The 20,598-nt window shown below is 70.4% G+C and carries 18 protein-coding genes; 3 read left to right on the top strand and 15 right to left on the bottom strand.

Annotated elements, in window-relative coordinates; all coding sequences use genetic code 11:
* Window positions 1-78 precede the first annotated feature (78 nt).
* The 10 genes from WMF36_RS35870 to WMF36_RS35825 all read right to left on the bottom strand — a co-directional run bounded on the left by WMF36_RS35870 (window position 79) and on the right by WMF36_RS35825 (window position 11,503).
* Window positions 79-1,392 carry an inositol-3-phosphate synthase gene (locus WMF36_RS35870; RefSeq protein ID WP_437575315.1) on the bottom strand — a complete coding sequence of 438 codons (1,314 nt, stop codon included), beginning with the start codon at window positions 1,390-1,392 and terminating at the stop codon, window positions 79-81.
* 26 nt (window positions 1,393-1,418) lie between these two features.
* A complete protein-coding gene (locus tag WMF36_RS35865) occupies window positions 1,419-2,429 on the bottom strand; it encodes a UDP-glucuronic acid decarboxylase family protein (RefSeq protein ID WP_437575314.1) in 1,011 nt (336 codons plus the stop codon).
* Window positions 2,426-3,523: a CgeB family protein gene (locus tag WMF36_RS35860; protein WP_437575313.1), complete on the bottom strand. Its 1,098-nt coding sequence runs from the start codon at window positions 3,521-3,523 to the stop codon at window positions 2,426-2,428. The genes WMF36_RS35865 and WMF36_RS35860 overlap by 4 nt, the downstream gene beginning before the upstream one ends.
* Window positions 3,520-4,656, bottom strand: a complete 1,137-nt coding sequence (locus tag WMF36_RS35855; protein ID WP_437575312.1) for a CgeB family protein — start codon at window positions 4,654-4,656, stop codon at window positions 3,520-3,522. Before WMF36_RS35855 ends, WMF36_RS35860 begins: the two co-directional genes overlap by 4 nt.
* Window positions 4,653-5,789, bottom strand: coding sequence for a CgeB family protein (locus WMF36_RS35850; RefSeq protein WP_437575311.1), 1,137 nt, complete (start codon window positions 5,787-5,789; stop codon window positions 4,653-4,655). Before WMF36_RS35850 ends, WMF36_RS35855 begins: the two co-directional genes overlap by 4 nt.
* Window positions 5,790-5,792: 3 nt before the next feature.
* Entirely contained in the window at window positions 5,793-6,962 is a 1,170-nt protein-coding gene (locus tag WMF36_RS35845) for a glycosyltransferase family 4 protein (RefSeq protein ID WP_437575310.1), read from the bottom strand.
* Window positions 6,955-8,259: a TIGR04295 family B12-binding domain-containing radical SAM protein gene (locus WMF36_RS35840; protein WP_437575309.1), complete on the bottom strand. Its 1,305-nt coding sequence runs from the start codon at window positions 8,257-8,259 to the stop codon at window positions 6,955-6,957. The genes WMF36_RS35845 and WMF36_RS35840 overlap by 8 nt, the downstream gene beginning before the upstream one ends.
* Complete coding sequence (locus tag WMF36_RS35835; RefSeq protein WP_437575308.1) at window positions 8,256-9,377, bottom strand: SDR family NAD(P)-dependent oxidoreductase; 1,122 nt, start codon at window positions 9,375-9,377, stop codon at window positions 8,256-8,258. Before WMF36_RS35835 ends, WMF36_RS35840 begins: the two co-directional genes overlap by 4 nt.
* Window positions 9,374-10,492 carry an NAD-dependent epimerase/dehydratase family protein gene (locus tag WMF36_RS35830; protein WP_437575307.1) on the bottom strand — a complete coding sequence of 373 codons (1,119 nt, stop codon included), beginning with the start codon at window positions 10,490-10,492 and terminating at the stop codon, window positions 9,374-9,376. The genes WMF36_RS35835 and WMF36_RS35830 overlap by 4 nt, the downstream gene beginning before the upstream one ends.
* 444 nt (window positions 10,493-10,936) lie before the next feature.
* Window positions 10,937-11,503: a DUF1003 domain-containing protein gene (locus tag WMF36_RS35825; protein WP_437575306.1), complete on the bottom strand. Its 567-nt coding sequence runs from the start codon at window positions 11,501-11,503 to the stop codon at window positions 10,937-10,939.
* A 246-nt stretch (window positions 11,504-11,749) separates the two neighbouring features.
* On the opposite strand from WMF36_RS35825, the gene WMF36_RS35820 reads away from it, so the two are divergent.
* Together WMF36_RS35820 and pssA are read left to right on the top strand one after the other, a co-directional pair.
* Entirely contained in the window at window positions 11,750-12,106 is a 357-nt protein-coding gene (locus WMF36_RS35820; protein WP_437480252.1) for an antibiotic biosynthesis monooxygenase family protein, read from the top strand.
* A gap of 199 nt (window positions 12,107-12,305) precedes the next feature.
* Window positions 12,306-13,325 carry a CDP-diacylglycerol--serine O-phosphatidyltransferase gene (gene pssA, locus WMF36_RS35815; protein ID WP_437575305.1) on the top strand — a complete coding sequence of 340 codons (1,020 nt, stop codon included), beginning with the start codon at window positions 12,306-12,308 and terminating at the stop codon, window positions 13,323-13,325.
* Here pssA and WMF36_RS35810 read toward each other — a convergent pair.
* The 4 genes from WMF36_RS35810 to WMF36_RS35795 all read right to left on the bottom strand — a co-directional run bounded on the left by WMF36_RS35810 (window position 13,301) and on the right by WMF36_RS35795 (window position 17,701).
* Entirely contained in the window at window positions 13,301-14,068 is a 768-nt protein-coding gene (locus tag WMF36_RS35810; protein ID WP_437575304.1) for a thaumatin family protein, read from the bottom strand. The genes pssA and WMF36_RS35810 overlap by 25 nt on opposite strands.
* Before the next feature lie 112 nt (window positions 14,069-14,180).
* Complete coding sequence (locus WMF36_RS35805; RefSeq protein ID WP_437575303.1) at window positions 14,181-15,641, bottom strand: hypothetical protein; 1,461 nt, start codon at window positions 15,639-15,641, stop codon at window positions 14,181-14,183.
* A 4-nt stretch (window positions 15,642-15,645) separates the two neighbouring features.
* A complete protein-coding gene (locus tag WMF36_RS35800; RefSeq protein ID WP_437575302.1) occupies window positions 15,646-15,774 on the bottom strand; it encodes a hypothetical protein in 129 nt (42 codons plus the stop codon).
* A 421-nt stretch (window positions 15,775-16,195) separates the two neighbouring features.
* On the bottom strand, window positions 16,196-17,701 hold the full coding sequence (locus tag WMF36_RS35795) for a lamin tail domain-containing protein (protein ID WP_437575301.1): 1,506 nt from the start codon (window positions 17,699-17,701) through the stop codon (window positions 16,196-16,198).
* A gap of 277 nt (window positions 17,702-17,978) precedes the next feature.
* Here WMF36_RS35795 and WMF36_RS35790 point away from each other — a divergent pair, with 277 nt between their 5' ends.
* Window positions 17,979-19,025: a Kelch repeat-containing protein gene (locus WMF36_RS35790; RefSeq protein ID WP_437575300.1), complete on the top strand. Its 1,047-nt coding sequence runs from the start codon at window positions 17,979-17,981 to the stop codon at window positions 19,023-19,025.
* A 116-nt stretch (window positions 19,026-19,141) separates the two neighbouring features.
* Here WMF36_RS35790 and WMF36_RS35785 read toward each other — a convergent pair whose 3' ends face one another.
* Entirely contained in the window at window positions 19,142-20,464 is a 1,323-nt protein-coding gene (locus WMF36_RS35785; RefSeq protein ID WP_437575299.1) for an STAS domain-containing protein, read from the bottom strand.
* Window positions 20,465-20,598: the final 134 nt, after the last annotated feature.

Here is a 20,598-nt window from a genome sequence, read left to right as displayed (position 1 = left end):
CGATCGCGGTACCTCGCCGCCGCGCCCGGGCGCCGTCGCGGTGGGCGTCCTCGGGCTTGAGCTCGCCTGGTAGAGGGCTCAGTCGTAATACTCGTTCCCCAGGTGCGTGATGGGCTCTTCCCCCATCATCCAGCGCAGCGTGTTCTTGAGCTTCATCGACTGGATGAACAGGTCGTGCTCCGGAGTGAGCTCCGGCGCCGTCATCGGGCTCTTGAAGTAGAAGCTCAGCCACTCCTGCGTCCCGCTGAACCCCGCCCTCGCCGCGAGGTCCAGGAACAGCGCCAGATCGAGCACGATCGGCGCCGCGAGGATCGAGTCCCGGCAGAGGAAGTTGACCTTCATCTGCATCGGGTAGCCGAGCCACCCGAACAGATCGATGTTGTCCCACCCCTCCTTCGCGTCCCCCCGCGGCGGATAATGCTCGATCCGCACCTTGTGGTAGAGCTTCGAATACAGCTCCTTGTAGAGCTCCGGCTGGAGGATCTGCTCGAGCACGCTGAGCTTCGAGGCCTCCTTCGTCTTGAACGAGTCCGGATCGTCCAGCACCACGCCGTCGCGGTTGCCGAGGATGTTCGTCGAGAACCACCCCGAGATCCCGAGCATCCGCGCCTTGAGCGCCGGCGCGATCACGGTCTTCATCAGGGTCTGCCCCGTCTTGAAGTCCTTGCCTGCGATCGGCACCCCATGGCTGCGCGCGAGCTCCCACGCCGCAGGGAAATCCACGGTCAGGTTCGGCGCCCCGTTGGCGAACGGGACCCCCTCCTTGAGGCACGCCCAGGCGTAGATCTGCGAATTCGAGATGGCCGGGTGATTCGACAGGAGCCCCGCCTCGAACGCGGCCGCCGAGCGGTGCACCTCCGACGGCGCGATGAAGATCTCCGTCGAGCCGCACCACACCGCCACAGCCCGGCTCGCCCCGCTCGAGCGCACGAAGCTGCGGATGTCGTCCCGCACCTGCTCCACCATGTCGGCCTTGCCGCGGCCGGTCTTCACGTGCGAGCCGTGCAGCCGGCGCACATAGTCCGGGTAGAACACCGCCTTCATCGGCGCGATGCGCGCGAGCTCCTCGCGGACCGCCTCGAGGTGCGCCGCCTCGAGCACCTTCGCCTCCACCGCCGCCTCGTGAGCGTTGTCGGGGAAGATGTCCCAGCCGCCGAACTCGAGATCATCGAGCGACGCCAGCGGGACGAGGTCCTGGATCTTCGGAGAGCGGTTCTCCGTCCGCTTTCCCAGCCGGATCGTCCCGAGCTGGGTCAACGCCCCCACCGGCGCGGCGACGCCGCGACGGGCGAGCATCACGCCCGCGATCGTCGTCGTCGACACGGCCCCGAGCCCCGGGAGGAGCACGGCCAGCTTCCCCTGCGGCTTCACCAGCTTCTGCGGCTGCTTCATCAGCACCTCTCCTCGCTCGATCCAGCTCAGCCGTTGGCGGCCCGGGGCAACGGCGTGTCGCTCTCCGGCCCCGCCAGCGCAGGCGCGTGACGGCCCAGCCCGAGCCCGCTCCGGAAACCCTCGATCGTCCGGCGCAGACCCACCCGCAGCGGCACCTTCGGCTCGAACCCGAGCACCCGCTTCGCGTGATCGATGACCGGCTGCCGCTGCCGCGGATCGTCCTGCGGCAGCGGGCGGAACGCGATCCGGCTCCGGCTCGCGGTCAGGTGAATCACCTCCTCGGCGAGCTCCAGCACCGTGAACTCCTCGGGGTTACCGAGGTTCACGGGGCCCGTCTCGGTGGGGTGCTCCATCAGCCGGACGATCCCCTCGACGAGATCGTCGACGTAACAGAAGCTCCGGGTCTGGGCGCCGGCGCCGTAGACCGTCAGATCCTCGCCCCGGAGCGCCTGGACGATGAAGTTCGACACCACGCGCCCGTCGTCGAGCGCCATCCGCGGACCGTAGGTGTTGAAGATCCGCGCCAGCCGCACCTCGACGCCGTGACGACGGTGGAAGTCCATCACCAGCGACTCGGCGCAGCGCTTCCCCTCGTCGTAACACGAGCGGATCCCGACCGGGTTCACCGAGCCCCTGTAGCTCTCCGGCTGCGGGTGGACCTCGGGATCTCCGTAAACCTCGCTCGTCGACGCCTGGAAGACCCGCGCCCCGCGGCCCTCGGCGAGCTTCAGCGCGTGGAACGTGCCGACCACGTTGACCAGCGTGGTCCGCACCGGATCGCGCTGGTAATGGGGTGGGCTCGCCGGCGAGGCGAGGTTGTAGATGCGGTCGACCTCGACGTCGTACGGTCGGGTGACGTCGTGCTCCACCAGCCGGAAGCGGCGATGGGGAAGGAGGTGGGCGACGTTGACGTGGGATCCGGTCGAGAGATCGTCGAGCGCGACGACCTCGTGGCCGTCGCGGATCAGCCGATCACAAAGGTGGGAGCCGACGAAGCCGGCGCCCCCGGTCACCAGGATGCGCAGCGCAGCGCTCATGTCTCTCTGACCTCCTTTCCCTGCTCCTCGAGGAGCTCCCGGGCGTATCTCTCCAGCGCCTCGGCGCGGTGCGCCGCGGTGTGCCGGGCGAGCACGCGCTCGCGCGCCCGCTGCCCGATCGCGATCCGCTCCCGCTCCGGGAGCTCGCGGAGCAGGCGGAGCGCCTCCTCCGGGGAGCGGGCCACGAGGATCTCCTTGCCCGGCTCGAAGAGCTCGGCGAGCCCCGGCCAGTCGTCGCTGATCACCGGCACGCCGCAGGCCGCCGCCTCGAAGAGGCGCACGCTGGGGGAGTACCCCGCCTCGAGCATGTCCCGCCGCGTGACGTTGAGCGTGAAGCGCTGCGCGCCGTAGAAGCCGCGGTGCTCGCCCGGCGGGATGTGAGCCGTCCTGTCGACGTTCGCCGGCCAGTCGATGTCCGCCGGGTACTGCGGCCCCGCCACCGCGAAGCGGCCCTGCGCCCAGCGGCGCGCCGGCTCGACCAGGAGCCGATCCAGCGTGGGCTGGCGATCGGGGCTGTAGGTGCCGAGATAACCGAGATCCCACCGGGGCGAGATGCGCTCCGGGAAATACTCGTCCGGATCCACGGAGCAGTAGAGCGGTCGCGCCCGTTTCGCCCCGTAGCGGCGCTCGAGCCTCTCGAGCGTGGGGCCGCCGGTGAACGAGAGGTACAGGTCGTAGCGCGGGATCAGCGCCGGAGACAGGTACTCTGTGTCGCCCCGATCGAGCTTCCTGAGCGTCACCGGCGTGTCGATGTCGTAGAAGGCGGTCTTCCCGCGCGCCGCCTCCGTCACCCAGGCGCCGACCTCGACCCCATCGGGCACGTAGGAGCCGACGACCACCATGTCCGCGTCGCGCACCGCGTCCCCGAAGCGCGCGCGGAGGTCGTCGAGCCCCTGGTAGAGCTCGGTCCGGCCGTACGGCGGGCGCGGCAGATCGCGGTTCTCCGCGTAGAACCAGAGGTCCCGCTCGAGGAACAGCACGCGGTGCCCGCGCTGCGCCAGCCGCTTGAGGAGCCCGCGGTAGGTCGTCGCGTGGCCGTTGCCCCACGACGAGGTGATCGACAGGCCCAGGAAAACGAAGGAGATGGGCTTCACGGTGCGACCGCGGTGAGGGTTGCGTCGTCGGGGCGGGCCAGCAGCACTTCGACCTGCTTCGCCCGCTCCGCGTAGGTGTGCTCGGCCAGCACGCGCTGCTTCGCCGCCTGGCCGATGGCGCGGGCCCGCGCGGGCGTGAGCGCCCGGAGGATCTCCGCGACCTCGTCGCCGCTCCTGGCGACAAGCACCTCGCGCTCGGGCTCGAGGAAGAGCTCGATCCCGTCCCATGCGTCGGTGATGAGGCACGCGGCCGCGCCCGCGGCCTCGAAGACCCGGGTCGCCGGGGAGAATCCCACCGACGCCATGCTGTCGCGGGCCACGTTCAGCACCGCGCGGGCGCTCGCGTTGAAGGCGTTGTGATCGGCGGTGTAGACGTGCCCGACGTACCGGACGTTCGGGGGCATCGCCTTGTCCCGCCAGCCGCTGCCGCCGAGCAGGAACCGGAGCTCGGGGAGCGCGGCCGCGGGCCGCAGGAAGAACTCCTCCACGCGCCGCTCCCGGTCCGGGAGGCGATTGGCGAGGAGCGCAAAATCGCAATCGAATCGAGGACTTGGCGCAGTTTCGAAGTGCGTATCGGGGTCGAGCGCGTTGTAGATCGGCGCGCAGCGCCGGGCGCCGAGCGCCTCGTAGCCGCGCACCACGGGGTCGCCGCCGCCGTAGGTGAAGACGAGGCTGTAGCGCGGGATCTGGGCGCGGAACGGGTCCGACGGGCTCGTGCGGACCCGCTCGAGCGTGGCCGGGGCGTCGACGTCCCAGAAGACGGTCGTCAGCCCCGGCCGCTCGAGCGCGGCGACCTCGGCCTCCAGGAGCTCGTCGAAGACGCCGACGCCGCTGGCCTTGACGACCACGTCGGCGCCCCTCGCCTGCTCGACGAGCCGCCTGGGCTCGGCGGCATCCGTGCCGGAGTAGACAACCACGCGGGCCCACGGCGGGTCCTCGATGTCGCGGTGCTTCTGCCGGTCGTAGGCGTCCGGCTCGTGGAAGGTGACCCGGTGCCCTCGCGCGGCGAGGGCGCGGAGGATGCCGCGGTAGTAGGTGGCGGCTCCGTTCCAGTAGGCGGAAACGAGGCTCGATCCGAAGAAGGCGATGTCGAGCTGTCGACTCGAGGTCGGGTGTCGGTTGCGTCGGTTCATGACGTGGCTCGCTGGGTTGTGACGGCGGGCACGGTGCGATCGACCTCGATGCCGAGGTCGGCCGAGATGCAGAGGAGCTCGTTGACGCGGTGAGCGCAGGTGTGGCGGGCGAGGACCGTCCTGCGCCCCCGCTCCGCCAGCTCGGCGGCCAAGGCGGGCTCGGCGAGGAGGGCCGCGAGGTGCTTCTTCATCTCCGCGCTGTCCCGCGCGACGAGGTAGTCGAGCCCGGGCGAGAACAGCGCTTCCGCGTCGCTCCACGGGGAGCAGACGAGCGGGATGGCGCACGCCATGGCCTCGAACGGCCGGATGGTCGGGATGCCCGGGAGCGACGCGACGTAGGGCCGCCTCGGCACGTGGACGGTCACCCGCGCCCGCGCGAACGCGTCGGGCGCGCGGTGGTTGGGGAGCCAGCCGCGGTGCTCGATCCCGGCCGCCTCGAGCGCGGCGCGGGCGTGCTCGGGGTAGCGCACGCCGTGCACGCGGGCGGAGAGGCCGAGGGCGCGCGCCGGGCCGATCAGGAACTCGTCGAGCTCGCGGGTGCGCTCCTCGTCGCCCCAGTTGCCGATCCACACGAGATCGCGCTCGGGCTGGAGCTCGCGGCGCGGGCGGAAGACCCGGGTGTCGGCGGCCTCGTGCCAGATGAACGCCCGGCGGGCCCAGCGGCGCTCGAGGTAGATGTCGCGGATCACCCGGCCGAAGGCGAGGACGCCGTCGTAATGGGTGAGGTCGTAGCGGGCCATGGCCCCGGGGTCGGTGACCGACCGGTGGTGCGTGTCGTGGAAGAGCAGCCGGTACGACGCGCCCGTCCGGTGGGCGCCGATGCGGGCGACCAGCTCGGGCTCGCTCCACTCGTGGACGATCACCAGCGCGGCGCCCTCGAGCGCCTCGTCCAGGTCGAGCGAGGCGAGGTCGTAGCGGATCGGGTCGACGTGCGGGTAGACCTCCCGCACCTCGCGCAGCGGGGCCTCGCCGTGATCGGCGACGAGGTTCTGGAGGCTCCACGCGTCCCGCGGCTCGAAGACGAGGATCTCGTGCCCGCGCTCGGCGAGCTCGGTGACCACGCCCCGGAGGAAGTGCGCGTTCCCGTGGTTCCAGTCGGACAGCAGCGAGTGGCAGAACAGGGCGATGCGCATGGCTCACTCGTCTCCCGCGGCGGCCGCATGCGGCGTCTCGCGCGCCGGCGAGCGCTTGTTCCTGGAGCCGCCCCGGAGGAGCTCGCCGTAGAGATGCAGGTAGCTCCGGGCCATCCGCCGCGGCGAGAAGTCGAAGGCGCGGGCGCGGGCGCGGGACGCCATCTCCTGGCGCCTGCCGGGATCGTCGATGAGCGCCTGGAGCGCGCTCCGGAGGGCCCCTGTGTCGCCGGGATCCACGTAGAGGGACGCGTCCCGCCAGACCTCGCGCAGGCTGGGGATGTCGCCCAGGACCAGGGCGCAGCCGGAGAGCGCCGCCTCCAGGACCGACAGGCCGAAGGGCTCGTAGCGGGCCGGATGCGCGTAGATCGACGCGCGGGCGAGCGCGGCGGCGACGCCGGACGGCGAGAGCACGCCGAGAGGATGCAGCGACGGGATCGGCCGCGCGCCCCCGCCGGGGTGGACGTCGCTCCCGGCCACCTGGATGGGCCAGGGCAGGTGAGGGGCCACCTCGCCGAGGGCCGCGATGTTCTTGGCCTGGTCCCAGAGCCGCCCGACCGCGAGGAGGAGCTCTTCCTTCGGGCGCGGGGCGAACCGGTCGGGATCGACGGCGTTGGGGATCACCACCGTCCGGGCGCCCCGGAAGGACGCGAGCGCGCTGTGATGGCGCACGAGGGCGTCGAGCATCGCCTGGGTCGGCGCCACGACCGCCGACGCGGCGGCGAGCCCGCGGGCCACCTCGCGGCGGTAGCGATCGTACTGCGGCGGCGCCTCCCCGCCGAGGACGGCGGCCCACCAGGAGAGGACGCACGAGTGGGCCACCACGAGCTTCGGGGCGCGAAAGCCGAGGGCGCCGTGCGCGTAGCCGTTCAGGTGGATCACGTCCGGGCGGACGCGCTCCTCGACCGCAAGGAGCCAGTCCCCGGCGCGCGCGACGTCGTCCCAGGGATCATCCATCCACTCGAGCTGGAAGGAGCTCTCGACGACCGAGAGCCCGGGCACGCGGCCGGCGGCCTCGCGCTGGGGCGCCGAGAGCGGCCCGCCCATCGTGGCGAGCGACGTCCGGACCCCGCGCTTCGCGAGCGCGCGCGCGAGCTCGATCGCATAGGAGAAGACGCCGCCGACCGTGTCGGCGGTCATCAGGACGGAGCCGGGGGCGCGCAGGGCGTCAACCATGGCCGGGCGCGGCGAGCTCCAGCTCCGAGAGCGGGAGAGGGCGGCTCTCCTGGAGGTCGCTGAAGTGGTCGAACTGATCGAGGTAGTGCGTGACCGAGCGCTCCCACGCCTGATCGTCGGGGCTGCCCCAGCGCATCGTGTAATCGGGCGAGCCCGGGTAGGGGAACATCGGCACCGGCTCGTTCGCCCACACCCCGTGCCGCCGGAGCCGCTCCCGGAAGGCGGTGACGTCCGCCGGGTCGTCGGTCCGCGACTGGATCAGGTTCGCCTGGACGAAGGGGACGCTCTTCTTGGCGTGGATCAGGAGCTCGCTGAGCTGCTCGGTCGAGAGCTTGCAGTGCTTCGCAAGGAGGCTCCTCCCCTCCGTCGTGATGCTCTCCACCCCCGCCTCGATCGAGACGCACCCCGCTTTCCCGAGCAGATCGAGCGACTCTCGGTTCCAGTTGTCGATGCGCATCTGGACGCCGAACGACACCGGGCGATCCACGAGCGCCTCGAGCAGCGGGCGGTCGGGGAGGAAGATCTCGTCGATGAAATAGACGTAACGGACGCCCTGCGCGATGAGCCCATCGAGCTCGTCGAGGAGCGCCGGGAGAAGGCGCTTGCGGTAGCGATCGCGGAAGTTGTCCTTCGCGCAGAAGGTGCAGTGGTACGGGCACCCTCGGGACGCCTCGACCTCGGCGCCCGGCCCGACCGGCGTGGTGTCGAAGCGGTGGTGGTGGTGGGCGTGGCGCGCGACCGTCGCCTCGTCCCAGCGGAGGGCCGGGAGCCGGCCCATGTCGGACGCGTGCGGCCCGCCCTGGACGCGCGCCTCGTCGCCTTCCACGTACGCGATCGAGGCGATCTCGCCCCACCGCGCGCGGGGGGGAAGCTCGGCGAGCTGCACGAGCACCTCCTCGCACTCGCCCATCACCACCGCGTCGACAGCGAGCTTGCGCAGGGTGGCGCGGGGGGTGGTGGAGGCGTGGGGGCCCACGGCGAACCGGAGGCCCGGCAGGTCGCGCAGCGCGTGGAGCGTCTGCTGGGGGACGCGCAGCTCGGGCGGGGCGCAGCGCCAGAAGAGGTAGCTCGGCGCGGTGGTCACCACGATGGCGTCGGGGCGGAGCGCGGCCACCTCGTCGCGGACGGCGTCCTGCGACAGATTCCGGGCCTGGGCGTCGACGATCGTCGCCTCGTGCCCCGCGGCCTCGAGCAGCGCCCTGGCGTAGCCGTACTCGAGGGGCAGGTGGGGCTCGCGGCAGCCGAAGTAGATGCTTCCCTCGAAGCTCCAGGGCGGGTTGATGAGCGCGAATCTCACCCGGCGCCCTCCATGCAGAGCTCCTCGGTCGCCTGGCCGGCGGCGGCCTTGCCGGCGCCGTGCATCTCCCGCAGCCAGCCGTACAGCTTGCGCACGCCCTCGCGGGACTGGACGCGCGGCCACCACCCCGTCACGGCGTTGAATCGGCGGCAATCCGAGACGTAGTAGCGTTGATCCCCCGGCCGCCACGCCTCGAAGCCGGTCGCGGGGCGCTTGCCGTCGAGCTCCTCGATGAGATCGAGCAGCTCGAGCAGGCTGAGGGTGTTCTCCGGGCCCCCGCCGATGTTGAACGCCGACGCGGAGATCTGCCGGATGTTCTTGCGGGCGAGGAGGAAGGCGTCGACGAGATCGTCGATGAACAGCACGTCCCGGACCTGCATCCCGTCGCCGTAGAGGGCGATCGGCTCGCGCCGGAGCGCCTGGAGGAGGAAATGAGCGACCCACCCCTGGTCCTCGGTCCCGAACTGGCGAGGTCCGTAGATACAGCTCATCCGGAACACCGCCGCGGGGAGCCCGAAGGTGCGGGCGTAATCGATCACGTACTGGTCCGCCGTGCCCTTCGAGCACCCGTACGGGCTGTGGAAGTCGAGCGGGCGGGCCTCCGAGATCCCGGAGGCGCGGAGCTCCGGGTCCTCGGGCTCATGGTGCCGATCCCTGCACCGGAGCGGGACGTCGGGGAGGCCGCCGTACACCTTGTTGGTGGACGTGAAGAGGAGCGGCGGCGGGGCGCTCTCTGCGCGGATCGCCTCGAGGACATTGAGCGTCCCCCGGGCGTTGATCTCGAAGTCCTCCACCGGCTGGACCAGGCTGGTGGTCACCGCGACCTGGGCGGCGAAATGGAAGACGCTGGAGGCGCGCCGGACCGCATCGGCGACCGCGCCGGCGTCGCGCACGTCGCCGGTGATCAGCGTGACGCGGTCGCCGTGGACCCGCTTCAGCCAGTCCACGTTGCGCGCCACGGAGGGCCGCGAGAGGTTGTCGAAGAGGATCACCGACTCTCCCGCGAGGAGCAGGCGGTGGGCCACGTTCGACCCGATGAAGCCGGCGCCGCCGGTGATCAGCGCCTGGCGCGCCGGCTCCCCGGCCGCGCCGCTGGAATCGCGAGCCACGGCGCTCATACCGTGAGCCCCCGGGACTCCAGCTCGGCGCGGGCCTGGGCGACAGCGTCATTCGCGACCTGCCCCTCGAGCCAGCCGGCGAGATCGCGCAGCCCGTCCTCGAGGGTGACCTGGGGTTCATACCCGATCTTGCGCTGCGCCGCGCTGATGTCCGCGAAGCAGTGCCGGACGTCGCCCAGCCGCGATTTCCCGGTGATCTCGGGGTCGATCCGGTCCTTCCCCATCAGCTTGCGGACGAGCTCGGCGACCTCGCGCACGGTGATCGACCGCCCGCTGCCGATGTTGAGCACCTGGCCCACCGCGGCGTCGGCGCCGAGGACCCGGACGCAGGCGCGCGAGATATCGGCGACGCTCACGAAATCGCGCCGCTGCAGCCCGTCCTCGAAGATGAGGGGCGGACGATCGTTGAGCAGCCGGGAGGCGAAGATGGCGAGGACGCCGGTGTACGGATTGGAGAGGGCCTGGCGGCGGCCGTAGACGTTGAAGAAGCGGAGGGCGACGGTCGGGATGCCGTAGGCGCGCCCGATCGTGAGGCAGAGCCGCTCCTGGTCGTACTTGGAGAGCGCATAGATCGACTCGAGCGCCGGTGTCTTGGACTCGGGGGTCGGGACGGGCACGAGCGCCTCCCCCGCCTCGCTCCGGACCTCCCAGTCGCCGCGCTTCAGCTGATCGAGCGGGCGGCTCGTGCCGGGGAGGACCGCGCCCGAGGCGGTCCGGTAGAGCCCCTCGCCGTACACGCTCATGCTGGAAGCGACGATGAGCCGGGAGACCGGTCTCTCGGCGACCTCTTCCAGGAGCATGGCGGTGCCGACGTTGTTGACCGAGGTGTACTCCTCGATCTTGTACATGCTCTGTCCGACCCCGACCCTGGCCGCGAAGTGATACACGACGTCCACGCCGTGCAGCGCCGACCTCACCGCGCTCCGGTCGCGGACGTCGCCCACGATGAGCTCGACTTCCGGGTTCAGGTAAGCCGGGCGCCGGCGCTCGGGGCCGTGCACCTGGGGGTTGAGGTTGTCGAGCGCCCGGACGCGATACCCCTGGCGCAGGAGCTCGTCGGCGACGTGCGAGCCGATGAACCCCGCTCCACCGGTGATGAGGACGTGACTGGCCATATCCCTCTGGTCGATCGTCAATGCGTGGCAAAGCGCCACGAACCTGAGTGAAAGAGGCTAGGCTAGGCTGGATAACGAGGTGCCCTCACAGCGGCACCGCGCTCGGACGGCTTGCTGCGCCCGTGTCCAATTCTGTCCAGTGCGGACATCGTATAATCGACGCCCCGGACGCCATCCGATTAACATTTAACTCACGTGCTTGCAAGAGTGGTTTGTGAAAGATTCAAAAAGATCCCGCGCAGTACGAACTTGCAATCACGCTGGCGAGCGTCCCAATCCCGACAAGGCCCTCGGGGATTTCACGGACAGTCTTCAGGGCTGTCGGTATCCAATCTGTACCAGACAAGCGAGGTGCGCCGGGGCTGCGGGCGGTGGAGGTCTCGTCATCTCACCTCACGGCGATGTCAGGCGCAACCGGCGCTTTCTAGGGAGAGCCCGTATTGACTACTTCGCCACGTCCCGCTGCGCGCGCTCGATCTCCTCCAGCACCACCTCGGGGTGGACATCCTTCTTGAGCTCCTCGAGGTGCGGGTCGCTGGGCCGGGGCACCTTGAGGTGCCTGGAGATGCCGTCGACGAGCTCGATGAGACGGGTGACCTCGTGCTCTGCCAGGAGGTTGATCTGGAGATCGAGATCGGCGCGTTTGTCGGCGAGCGCCTGCATGCGGTTCTGGCTGATGAGCACGAAGGTCGAGAGGAAGATCGCCTCGACCGACGCGATCATCGCCAGCATCACGAACGGGAACGGATCGAACGGCTTGACGCCCGGCACGACGCCCGTGTTCACCACGAGCCAGCCCCCGAAGAGGACGGCGTGGAGGAAGACGAACGTCATGCTCCCCGTGAACCCGGTGATCGCGTCGGCGAGGGCCTCCTGGAAGCCCTTGTTCCGCTCGATCTCCTTCCGTACCTGCAAGAGCGCCTGGATGTTCCGGCGCACGACGCCCTCGACCTCGGAGCGGTCGAGCCCCTCTCCTGTCGGGACGTCGCGAGCCGTCTCGGAATCGTTCATGACGGGACCTCCCGAGATGAGGGCTCCGAAAGGCCGATCTGTCAATCCAATTTCGGCCGAGCGCCACACCGGACGTGGCCGGTTGCATGCCGCAGACTGCATTGCGATGAGCTCTGAGAAATTCCAAGACAATTTGCAGCGAGCGGGGGCAACGTGCGAGGCGGGGACCCCGCAGAGGGGGGAGCGCTGCTAAGCTCGCCGTCGCCCGCGCCGGCGCGGGCCCCCGGGTACCCGCAAGGAGGAGCCATGATCGTCGTCACCAACCGCATCCCCGTCGCCGAGGGCCATGAGGCCGATTTCGAGGACCGCTTCAAGAACCGGGTCCACCTGGTCGACCGCGCGCCCGGCTTCATCCGGAACGAGGTGCACCGGCCGAAGCCGATGAAGCTGGACCACGCGACCGGCGCGTGGAGCCCGGACCCGGACGCGCAGGGGTTCTACGAGGTCAAGACCTGGTGGCAGTCCATGGACGACTTCATCGCCTGGACGAGGAGCCCCGCGTTCGCGGAGGCGCACCGGAACCGCGCGCCGAAGGAGATGTTCGCGGGGCCGAGCAAGATCGATATCCACGAGGTGTTCCTCAGCACCGATCTGCAGGGCTAGCGACCCGAGGATCCGCCAGGGGGCGCCTGCGCGGCTGCGCGCGCTCCCGCCTGCGCGGCTGCGCGCTCCCGCCTGCGCGGCTGCGCGCGCTCCCGGCTTGAAGGCGCGTGGCCTCGTGTACTACGAGGCCGGGCGAGCGGGCTCGTCGGGTCGCGGGTCGAGATCCGCGCGGCGCCGGCGCCCCGCCGACCTCGCCATCATGTCAGATTTCAATCCAGGAAGACGGGGCGCCGGCGTCGAGCGCTTGTGCCCCGCGAGCTCACGACGGGGCCAAGGGGCGGGTCTCGAGCGACCGCGCGGCGAGACGGCGCGGCCGCGGCCGCTGCGCATCCCCAGGAAGACGCTGTTTCTCCTCCCCACCCTGATCACGCTGTCATCCATCTTCTGCGGCTTCGACGCGGTACGGCGCTCGGCCTCCGCGCGGTCCGACGACGACTTCCAGCGCGCCGCGCTCCTCATCCTGTTCGCGATGCTCTTCGACGCGCTCGACGGCCGCGTCGCGCGGATGACCAGGACCGAGAGCGCGTTCGGGCTCCAGCTCGACTCGCTGGCCGATCTCGTCTCGTTCGGCGTGGCCCCGGCCGTCCTCGTGTACCAGTGGGCGCTGCACCGCCTCGGCCTCGCCGGCGTGCTCGGCGGGTTCGTGTTCGCGGCGTGCGGCGCGATCCGGCTCGCCCGCTTCAACGTCCTCTCCATCCAGGAGGCGGGCCAGGAGGCGGGCCGATCGCCGACGCCGCCGCGGTACATCGTCGGCCTCCCCGTCACCGGCGCGGCCGGGATCCTTGTCGCGATCGTCATGACGCATCGCGTCGCGGACGGGCGGCTCGGGGGCGCCGGCGGTGCGCCGGCGGTCCTCGCGACGACGCTGCTCCTCTCGCTCCTGATGGTGTCGACCCTCCGGTTCCGCTCGTTCAAGGATCTCCGCCTCGACGCCCGCACCGCGCTGTCGGTCGCGCTCGTGGTCGGCTCGAGCGCGGTCATCTCGGCCCGCTGGGCGCCGGCGTTCGTCGTTGTCTGGCTGATCGGCGCCTATGTCCTGCTCGGCGTGGCCGAGTCGCTCTGGCGCCTCCCGCCGCCGCGCTGGATGCGTGTCCCCAGGGCGGAGAACAGCAACCCTAGGACCGCGTCGCCCAGGGGCGAAGTTGCGGTGGCGAACCGCTGGGCGCGCGGCGAGCGTGGATGTGAGAGAGCAGATCAAGGGCAAAACACGATATCGTAGTCTTCCCCGGCGCAGGCGGCCATCGACTCCTGGTCGTCCCCGGACCAGGAATACGCATCCTTGCATTGCTCTTCGAAGTACGCGGCCACGGGGTTCGTGGGATCGTCCCGGTCGGGGCTCACGCAGGAGATCGTCGCGCCGCTCGCGTCCTTGTGGTGACCTACCTCCGGGCACAGCGCGAGCAGGCTCTCCGGGCATGATAGCGTCCGGCAATCCGGCAGGTCGACGGGCACGATCGCCATGGGGAGGTTGTGCGCGTCCACGTGGCTGATGTTGTACCAGTCGAAGTCGTTGAAATCGGTGTTGAGGGTCATCTCGGCCAGCGTGTGTCGGCCCCCGCCGGGGTCCGACCCGGCATACGCCCAGTAGCGCAGCGACGACAGCGGCGCCTCGCTGGTGCCCACGTCGCGGCACGCGAACTGCCCCGGGTCGAGCTCCCCGCCGTCGATGAGGCTCCCCAGGAACTGGAGCGGCCGGTCGCACTTGTTGACGAAGGCCAGAGTGGACTTCCCGTCCCCGGGGGTGCGGCAGTCGATCTCGACCGGATTGCTGGGCGACTGGCCTGTCGACGAGCTGCTGGCTTCGCTCGACGAGGCTCCGCCGGTCGAGCTGGACGCAGAGCTCACCGAGGTGGATCCGCCGCTCGCCGCGCCGGAGGAGGCGTCCTGCTCGGCATCCGCGCAGCCGGCATCCAGCAGCGCGAAGGCGAGCAGCACGGCCGCAATTTTCCAATGTTGCGACATGACGGGTCTCCTTGCGTCTCGGTGGTGGGAAGAGGATACAGAAAGCTCAGTCCGCCGAGAAGCGGTGAATCGGCTGAGGTGGGGGGAGCCGCGGAGCGAGGATGGATACGGCTCAACGCGGGGCCTCGAAGCGCAGGATGAGGAGCTCTCCGTGGCTCCACAGAGGGCGGCCGCCGGGCAGGTGGGCCGCTCGCGCAAGGGGCGAGACGACGAGCGCCGAGCCGTGGCGCTGCGCGAGATCGCGCACGTGAGGGGGCGCAACCTCGGTGATGTGCGAGCGGGTGAACCGCGCGGGGCCGAGCTCCGACAAGACTTCGATCTTGTCGTCGTCGCAGAAGATCGGCTCGCCGGGCGCGGCGATGTCGCGCAGGGCGGCCGCGGCTCTGGCCTGCTCGGAGAAGGCGTGCTGGGTCGCGCCGAAGAGCTCGAGGGTCCGGGGCACCGTGCGGGTGAAGAGCACGAGCGCGAGCACGGCGAAGGCGCCGACCTGGCGCGATCGCTCGGCGGAGATCGTCGGGAGCCTGCGGGCCGCGCGATCGGCCAGCGCGATCGTGCCCACGGCGGTGAGCGCGCAGAAGAGAGGCGCGATCGCCACCGCGTGGCGGGGCAGTCCGAGGTGCGTGCCGCGCAATAAGAGCCACGTGACGATGGCGAGGAGGGCCGCGCCCACGAGGAGCAGCGTCCGGGGCAGCACGCGAAATCCGCGAGGCACGCCGGCGAACGCGATCGCGTGCGCGGGCCCGAGCATCTGCGAGACCGGGACGATCGCGACGTAGAACACGGCCATGAGCGCGAGGTTCGGCGCTCTGCCCCAGAAGTAGCCGACGCTCGCGAGATAGGCCTGCGCGAACTCACGGTTGACGCGCAGAAACTGGAGCGGCTCGCGCGTGAGGGCGAAATGCGCGAGGCACCACAGGGAGATCAGGAGCGCGGGCAGGGCCCCCACGAGCATCGCGCGGGCTCGAAGGCGAGGCTCTTTGAGGGCGATCCAGAGCAGCACGGGCACGAGGCCCCACGCTTCGTAGCGGGTGAGCGCGGCCATTCCGAAGAGGATCCCTGCGATGGCGAAGGCGCGGCGCTCGCACGCCACGCAGGCGCCCAGGACGAGGAGCTGAAACAGGGGCTCGGTTTGCCCGGTGACGCCCAGCGAGACGCAGAGCGGATCGATCGCGAGCAGCGCGCCCGCGAGCCAGGGGATCGGCGATGCGGCCGCGTCCTGCGATGCGGCCGCGTCGCCGGGGAAGGCGCGGCGGAGGTGGTCGCGGAGAAACCACGCGAGCAGGAGGGGCGAGGCGCTCGACGCGAGGACGTTCACGAAGCGGAGCGTCGACAGGCCGCCGCCCACCGCGGTCGCGGCCGCGTACAGCGCGTGAAGGAGCGGCAGCCACACCCAGTGAATCGAGATGTCGGCCGGGTCGAGCAACAGGCGCCGGCCGGCCATGGCGTGCGCGTACGAATCGCCGTCGTAATCGGCGCCGGCGAGCACGATCGCGAGCTTCGCCACCGTGACGGTGAGCGCTGTGACGAAGAAGGCGATCCAGCCCGTTCGCAGGCCCTGTGCTCCAGCGCTCAATCGATCACAGCCCCGAGCGCTGCTTCTCGATGTGCTGAGCGCGGGCGGCGCAGGGCTTCTGGGCCACGGAAAGCCCGATCCCCCACGAGGCGCCCGTGACGATCGCGACTTTGCCTGCAAGCGAAGTGTCCATGAGCGCGTCGTACCATGCGCGGCGCGGCGAAAGGGACATACGACGCATCGATTGGGCAGCGTACTCCCGCACCGGCGATCCGGTGCTCAAGCTGTCCAGGACAGACGAGGACGCGATCGCGCGTGTCGCGCGCGCGTCGTGTACGATGGGTCGGCCTCTTGAGGAATCCCCTCAAATTTTTCGGAGAATTCACAGGGAGACGGGGAGACGGGGAGTAAAATCTCAGAAAAACTCCCCGCCTCCCCGCTTCCCCGCCTCCCTGTTCAATTTCTCGCTGTAAACGGGCACAAGATGAGGGAATTCCCCAGGTCGGCCTCCCTGCGACCTCTTCGATCCAGGTCCGGTCACGCGGCGCTCGGCCGCGCGGTGAACGCGGTTGGGGTTGCGGGTTCAACCCATTCTCGCCCGAGCGCCACGCCCGCTAGAACGCCGCGCCGTTCACGCGCTTGCCCGGTGAAGAGCTCCCGCCGAGGGTGGTATGGAGCACGAACGACGCGCTCCCGTTGAGATCGGTGCTGCGGTTCATCGAGACGCCGTCCTGGCCCGCGAGCGTGGAAGCGTACGTCACGCTGCTCACGGTCGCCCCCGAGGCGTTCCGCAGCGTGACCGTGTCGCCGCCGCTGTTGCTGAGGCTCAGGGTGCCCGTGGACGCGCCGACGGCTCCGCTCAGGGTGCCGGGCACGCCCGAGGCGTCGCCGTACACCACGGCGGCCGTGGAGGGCGCGAGCGACGCTCCGGCGGGGAAGGTGTGCCGCGTCGACGCGCTGTCGGAGATCGTCCAGCCGGCGAGGGACGCTGTCCCCGAGCCGACATTGACGATCTCCACGAACTCGCCGGCCACGTTGCTCCCCGGCTCGTTCGCGAGGACCTCGTTGATGATCACGACGGCCGTGCCGGCGCCTCCGCCGCCGGTGCCGCCGGTGCCGCCGGTGCCGCCGGTGCCGCCGGTGCCGCCGGTGCCGCCTCCGCCACCGGTACCTCCCCCGCCGTCGGGGATCAGGAAGTCGCGCACGACGCCCATGTGCTGCATGTTCGATGCGCCGCTGTCCGACGAGAGCGCAGGGCTGATCGCCGAGAGCGGAGAATAGACGCGCGTGTCCACCACGAGGCCGTTCGCGAAGCTGCTCCCGCCGATGACAACGGCGGTCTCGAGCGGCTCCAGATCGCCGTCGACGAGCACCCAGTCGTACGGCTTGGTCCTGCCGGCATTGGTGTTCCCGTTCCCGTTCCCGTCGGCAGGATAGGGCGAGGACGTGACGACGACCTCCGAGAGGGTCCCGATGCACGCCTCGGTCCGGCTCCCGGTGTTGAAGTCGCCGCCGATCACCAGGTAATCGTCCTCATCGACGTGCGTATTGATAAATGAGACGAGGTGATCCGCCTCCGTGTTGCGCGCCCCCGAGCTCGACGTCAGGAAGTGGACGCTGATGGCCCAGAGGTCGGTCGGGCCGGGAACATCGATGCGCGCCCAGGCGAAATCCCGGTTGCTGACCGACGTGTCATCCCACTCGCCGGACGCGACGATCGGCCACCGGCTCACGATCCCGTTCGGGATCTGCGCCCCGCCCTCGCGGTAGTAGCTGAACCCGGCGCCGAACGTGACGTCCACGAAGGAGCGAATGTCGGACGTGGTGTTGCCGCCGTAGTTGAATTCTTGCAGCAGGGCGATATCGGGTTGGACCCCCTGCATGATACGCCTGCCGTGCCCCGGATCGTAGCTCTGGTTGTTGCCGCTCGTGAGGTTTGCGGCCATGAGCCGGACGCGCGTCGAGAGCGCGTCGGCGTGCTCGCCCAGGATGGCCGCCTCCGGGCCGATTTCCCCGTCCAGCGGCGACTCGGCCACGCATGCGGCCGCGGCCAGCGCCGAAATAAGTAAAGGCAGCCGAACCCGTACGAACCGCTCCAGCATCGAAGACATCGATCGCATATCGTTGCACCGGACCTTTCTCGGGATCATTGCATTACAACACGAAACAGGGGCACAGCGGGAGCCATGTTCGCCCGTGTCCCATGCAGCGATGATGCGGTTCCTGTTGAGAACGAACGACATCGGGCTCGGGCCGCGGCGACCTCCGGGCGCCGGGGGGTGCGCTCGCCCTCCCGGCGCCACGACAGCGGCGCCGCCTTGCGGTAAGACACGCCGGACGTCGGGACCTGGCGCGCCGGTTCTCCCCAACGTGCTCTTCTGGAACAGCGAGGCGTTCATGAAGACCCTGAAATTGTCTCAGCGCTGCGCGGTGTGGCCGTGGATCTGTGTGATCAGCGGAATCGGGTCGATCGGATGCGGCGATGACGGCGGCGGCGCGGGGCAGCCGGAGCCGTCGGGGCGGTATCCGCGGCTTCCGGAGGCCGCGGGATCGTTCGGGGCGGCCGTGCTCGACGACTTCGTCTATGTGGCCGGCGGTCACGTCACCCCGGCGCACGTGCAGGGGAGCGGCTTCTCGAGGGACGACCTGACACCGGCGTTCCGCCGGCTCGATCTCGAGTCAGGGCAAGCATGGGAGGAGCTCGACGAGGTCCCGCCGCTCGAGGGGCTCACGCTGGTCAGCCACGGAGGGTACGTGATCCGGGTGGGCGGGCTGCAGATCGAGAACGCCCCGGGCGAGACGGAAGCGCTCCGCTCGGTGCCCACGGTCGAACGCTACGATCCGGACCAGGCGGCGTGGTCGCCGCTGCCGGAGCTGCCCGAAGGGCGCTCGGGCCACGGCGCGGTGGTGATCGGAGACATTCTCTACGTGGTGGCGGGGTGGAAGGTCGAGGGCACGTCGAGCTCCGGGACGTTCACGACAGGCGGGTATCAGCTCGATCTGTCCACCGACGGCGCGACCTGGGAGCCCATCCCCGAGCCCCCGTTCAAGAGCCGCTCCCTCGCCGTCTCGGCGCTCGGCGACAAGATCTACGCCATGGGCGGCGTGGACGAGGCGCAGGCATTCACCGCGGCTGTCCATGTGCTGGATACGAAGGAGGGGACATGGACCGAGGGGCCGCCGCTCCCGGAGGCGCCGTTCCTCAACGCGTTCGGCGCGGCGTCGTGCTCTGTCGCCGGGAAGCTCTACGTCAACTACGCCGCAGGCCTGTTCCGGCTCAACGAGGCCGGCGACGGGTGGGAGACCGCCGGCACGCTCAAGACCCCTCGCATCTTCAACGGCCTCCTCTGCAGGAGCGAGCGCGAGCTCGTCGCCCTCGGCGGCTTCAACCTCGCCCAGAGCTCCGACCCGCTCGACGACGTGGAGGTCGTCTCGATCCAGTGATCCACCGCGCGGCGCGCGGCGATCGGGGTACGGGCCGCGGCCACCGTCGCGATCGCGCGACGACCCGCGTCGCCGGCGCCGCGGCGTCATGCCGTGTCCGCGCCCGACGCCGGGGCTCAGCGGCCCCTCATGGCGAACGCGATCCCGCTCTGCAAAGAGCTCTTCACGTCGAGCCGACCGAGGTCCACGCCGCTCGCGGCGAGGCGGTGGGCGACCTCGGGGCGGATCCCCGTGAGGACCGCCCGCGCGCCGAGCAGGCCCACGACCCGCACCACCTCGAGCAGCGCGTCGGTCGCCGTGGCTTCGAGCTCGTCCACGCCGGTCAGGTCGAGGATGGCGATCCGCGTGCGGCGCTTCGCGATGCCGCGCGACAGCGCCTCGGTCACGCGACGCAGGCGCCCGGCCTCGAGCGGGCCGATGAGCGGCAGGACCACCACGTCGTCGCGGATGGGGATGAGCGGCATGGAGAGCTTCGCCAGCGCCGCGTCCTGGGCCTGGATCACCTCCTCCTGCAGCCGCGCGCGCTCCTCCTCGGCGCGCTTGCGCTCCGTCAGGTCGATGCCGGTCATGATGACGAACCGGACCCCCTCGTCGTTGCCGCGCAGGACGGCGCCCGACCAGGCCGTCACCCGGCGAGCGCCGTCCGTCGTCGTCCACGGGACCTCCACCTGCTTCCGCGACGCGCCCGTGCCGAGCTCCTCGAAGAGGCCCTCGAGCTGCGCCGACGCCTCCGGATCGGGCGTGAGATCCCACAGGTACTGCGGCTCGCGGGACCCGCGCGCGCTGCCCAGCGCCCGCTCGGCGGCGCTGTTCATGCGCACGATGCGCCCGCGCGCGTCGAGCACCACGATGAGGCCGTCGACGAGGTCCATGACGCCCGCCATGAAGTCCCGCTCGCGGCCCAGCATCTCCTGCGCGTGCTTGCGCTCGAACAGGCGGCCGAGCTGCCGCGCGATGCGGCCGATGGTCACGGTGAACTTGCCGTCGTCCGGGTGCTCGGCGTCGGAGAAGAACTCCAGCACCGCCACCACCTCGGCGCCGACCACCACGGGGAACGCGAACCCCGCCTTGACCCCGAGGTTCTTCGCGAGCCTGGCCCGCGGAAAGTTCGCGTCCTCCGTGACGTTGCGCACCCAGACCGGCTGCTTGCTGGCGAGCACCCGCCCGGGCAGCCCGACCCCCGGAGTGAACGGCGTCGCCTCCGTGACCGCCTTGAAGGTCGCGTACTTCACCTCGTCGTGCAGGTACCAGAGCGCCGTGGGGAGGAGCAGCGTGGGATCGTCCGCCGCCGGCACGTACGCGTGTCCAACCGGCCAGCTCAGATGGTCGCAGATGTGCGCGATGGTGCGATGCAGCGCCTCCTCGACGCTCGCCGCCTCGTGCACGTCGACGGTGACCACCCGGAGCAGCTCCACGAGCGACCGCTCATCCGTCAGCACGTTATCGAGCCTCCATCGCGCCCTCGTCGACACTTCCTCCGAGCGTTTGATGAGACCGGTCATCGATGAGGCGTAACACGCTCAATGTATCCGATCGGTTTCCGCGGCGAGGCGATCTCGGCGGCGGTCCGCCG

Source organism: Sorangium sp. So ce887 (genome assembly GCF_051521455.1).
Classification (GTDB): domain Bacteria; phylum Myxococcota_A; class Polyangia; order Polyangiales; family Polyangiaceae; genus Sorangium.
This window is presented reverse-complemented; position numbering and strand designations above follow the sequence as displayed.